The sequence below is a fragment of the Actinocrinis sp. genome (assembly GCF_035946395.1).
In the GTDB taxonomy this organism is placed as follows: domain Bacteria; phylum Actinomycetota; class Actinomycetes; order Streptomycetales; family Catenulisporaceae; genus Actinocrinis.
Genome location: NZ_DASYZI010000179.1, coordinates 1 through 3368 on the forward strand (window position 1 = coordinate 1; position 3368 = coordinate 3368).

Here is a 3368-nt window from a genome sequence, read left to right on the forward strand (position 1 = left end):
CGGCGCCGAGCGCACGCAGGAAGCGGCCCAGCGCCGTCGTCGCGGGCAGCGGCGGCTGGCTCACGTCGAAGCCGCGCAGGTCGACATAGAGGTTGCCGTCGGGGTAGAGGTGAGCGACCGAGTGCGCGAACCGGACGGCCAACGCGCTCTTCCCGACGCCGGCCGGCCCGTCGATCAGGCAGACCTGCGCCCCGCCCCCGGCACCGGGATCCGCAGCGCGCTCCTGGTCACCGCGCTCTTGGTCACCACGCTCGTGAACTCTGTGCTCGTGAACGCTGTACCCGTGAACGCTGTGCTCACGACCACTGTCCTCACGACCACTCCGGCCCTCGCCCAATTCCATCAGCTGCGCCAGTTCCGCCTCCCGACCGCAGAACTGCGACACGTCGCGGGGCAGCTGAGCCGGACGGCCGCCGAGTCCGCCGACGAGCCCTGATATTTGCCCCGACCCGTCCGGCGTCCGCGTCATCCGCGCGGCGCGGCCGAGCGAGCTGAACGACTCCAGGTCCGCCTCGCGCAGGCCGAGGGCCGCGGCCAGCCTGCGTACGGTCGTGCGGTGCGGGACGGTCCGCCCCCGCTCCAGGTTGCCCAGAGCCCGCACGCTGAGGCCCGCGAGATCCGCCAGCTCCTCCTGAGTCAGGCCGCTGGCAAGCCGCCGACCGCGCAGCGCCGTGCCGAAACCCTCCGGCCGCGCCTGGGCCATCCCCGCTCCTTCCGCATATCCGCATGTCGCAGTGTCACGGTCTCGGTGCCACTGACTCGGTGTCACGGTCTCGCTGGCCAGGCGCCTCAGATCGTAGTGCCTGTGAAAGTTCCTGCGACACATCCTGGTCGACCCGGTCCTGATCGGTTTCTATGCGGCAGAAGGCCCATGACATAACCCACAACAGACCTTTGACGCATCGAGGGAAAGCTGGCAGGGAATGAGCCGACGGATATCAGGGCCGCGCCCGCACCGGGTGCGCTCCGCCACGCTGGGTGCCGCCGTGCTGCTCGGCGCCTTGATCACGGGCACGTCCGCCGCGCAGGCGGCCACGTACCCCGGGAATCAGACGTACTCGCGCTACGTGACGACTACGGACATGTACACGGTGGGCTGCAACCAGGGGAAGGCCTCTGATTCGCAGGGGCAGCACCACCAGGTGGCGATCCTCAGCTTCGGCGACCCCGGCTGGATCAACTACGGCAGCTGGGGCGCCTGGGACAACTACATCGGCGGGTTCAACAGCAACGCGACGATCGAGAACAACGTCAAGCGGTACATGCAGGGCTTCTGGGACTGCACCGTTCCCGGAAGCAAGTCGTTCATGACCGTCGCCCCCGGCGAGACCAACGCGGGCAGCGGGATCAACTCGACCACGGCGGCCGCCAGCGCCCTCGGCTCCGCCTGGGGCAGCATGATCAAGGACTTGAACTCCTGGATCGCCGCGAACGGCTATGGCGTGCAACTGACCGCCTTCGGCGCGATCGACGCGGAGCCGGGCTGGGGTCCACCGTCCTACGTGCTGGCCTGGGCCAGCGGTTACATGTCGGCCGCCGGCGCGGTCAAGTACTACGACTTCGGCTCGGCCGACGGCTGCCCACCCTACGGCGGCTGCAACAACGGCTGGTCGCAGGCCACTGAGTACCAGATGGCCTGGGGCAACGCGAACGCGATCGCGATCCCGGAGATCTACAACAACGCCCAGGCGCAGCAGTGGGCCGCGATCAGCGCCTGGGGCAACGCGCACACGTCGAGCGGGCCGATCCTCTGGGCTGCGGCGCTCTCGCAGTACCAGGCGTGCATCGACCACGGCGACCCGTGTACGGGCACTGACAACACGCCGTACCAGTCGTGGCAGGAACTGACCTCGGCCTCCGGAACCGCGCCGTACTACGTAACCGAGATGTCGTACCAGTCTATCTGAGACATCTGACGGACCGGACAGATCCGATAGGCCTGACAGGTCTGACAGACAGTCATATCCGTTTACTGCGAAGAGACGGGATCACCACCATGCAAGGATCACTGCGACGCGAAGCACGCGCCGCCGCCGTCATCGGCGCGGCGGCTGCCTCGGTATTCCTGGCCGCCGCGACCGCTTCGGCGACGACGTACCAGGTCACCGGCACCGGCGGAGCCGGCGTCAACGTTCGTTCGGCGCCGAACACGGGCGCATCGATCATCGGGCACTACGCCGACGGCACCTCGATCGACGTCGTTTGCCAGACCAACGGCACCGACGTCAACGGGGCGACCTGGGTATGGGACAAGCTGTCGAACGGCGGCTACGTCTCCGACTACTACACGACCACCCCGACCGTCAACAACTTCTCCATCAACCTGCCGAACTGCGCCGGGACCGTGTCCCCGCTCAATCCCGGCAACTATCCGTGGCCCTACGTCGGACCGAGCACGTACATAGCCGACGGCTACGGTTACTTCGAGGGCGAATGCACGTCGTTCGCATCCTGGGCGGTGCGCAACGACGGTCTGCACCACGTCTCGTCCATGAACTGGCTCGGCAACGCCGACCAGTGGAGCGCGGCCAAGATCGAGTACACCCCGCACGTCGGCGACGTTGCGCAGTGGTTCGACAACGTCAACGGGGCCGGAGGCGCGGGGCACGTCGCCTATGTGTCCGAGGTCTATGGAGACGGCACGATCCAAGTCGAGGAGTACAACTGGCTCGACGCGATGAACGGCTACACCGGCCACCGCTACAGCACCCGCCGCATCTCCGCCGGTGCCCCCAGCCGCTACCTCCAGTTCTGACAGCTTCTGTTCTGACAGTTGCGACTACTGATCTGAAAGCAGTGTTTGATGGCTAGTCGAACTTGGCCGGGGCCTTTTTTGCGGCTGCTTTTGCCGCTGTAGGCTCGTCCGCTGCCGCTGCCGCTGCCGCTGCCGCTGCCGCTGCCGCTGCCGCTGCCGCTGCCGCTGCCGCTGCCGCTGCCGCTGCCGCTGCCGCTGCCGCTGCCGCTGCCGCTGCCGCTGGTCTGGTCGGCCCTGTGCCGCAGCCCCGGCCAAGTTCGAAGAGCGGGCATCATGAACAGGTGGAGAGCGCTTACAGAGCGGAGGAACCAAGCCGCGATCGGTACGTCGACTTCCTTCGGGTCGTCGCGATCGGGTGCGTGGTGTTCGGCCACTGGCTGGTGACTTCGGTCGAGTATCGCGGCGGCACGTTCCGGGCCGCCGACGTGCTGGGGAAGATCTGGTGGGCGCCCTGGGTGACCTGGGCGTTCCAGGTCATGCCGGTCTTCTTCCTCGTCGGCGGCTTTGCAGCGGGAGTCAGCTGGCGTCGTGCCGGAAACGACGCAGGACACGCCGCGCGCTGGCTGCGTAGGCGCGCCCTGCGTCTGCTGATACCAACGACCTGGTACGTTGC

General features: G+C 67.5%; 4 protein-coding genes. 3 read left to right on the forward strand and 1 reads right to left on the reverse strand.

Features of this window, described 5'->3' with window-relative positions; all coding sequences use genetic code 11:
* Positions 1-703: helix-turn-helix transcriptional regulator (locus VGS97_RS11480; protein WP_326853357.1), on the reverse strand; the 703-nt coding region annotated here is incomplete at its 3' end.
* A gap of 220 nt (positions 704-923) precedes the next feature.
* Between VGS97_RS11480 and VGS97_RS11485 the strand changes: the two genes are divergently transcribed.
* The 3 genes from VGS97_RS11485 to VGS97_RS11495 all read left to right on the forward strand — a co-directional run.
* On the forward strand, positions 924-1907 hold the full coding sequence (locus VGS97_RS11485) for a hypothetical protein (protein WP_326853358.1): 984 nt from the start codon (positions 924-926) through the stop codon (positions 1905-1907).
* Positions 1908-1996: 89 nt separating this feature from the next.
* Positions 1997-2755, forward strand: coding sequence for a CHAP domain-containing protein (locus tag VGS97_RS11490; RefSeq protein WP_326853359.1), 759 nt, complete (start codon positions 1997-1999; stop codon positions 2753-2755).
* Positions 2756-3036: 281 nt separating this feature from the next.
* A partial coding sequence (locus VGS97_RS11495) for an acyltransferase family protein (RefSeq protein WP_326853361.1) occupies positions 3037-3368 on the forward strand: 332 nt, incomplete at its 3' end.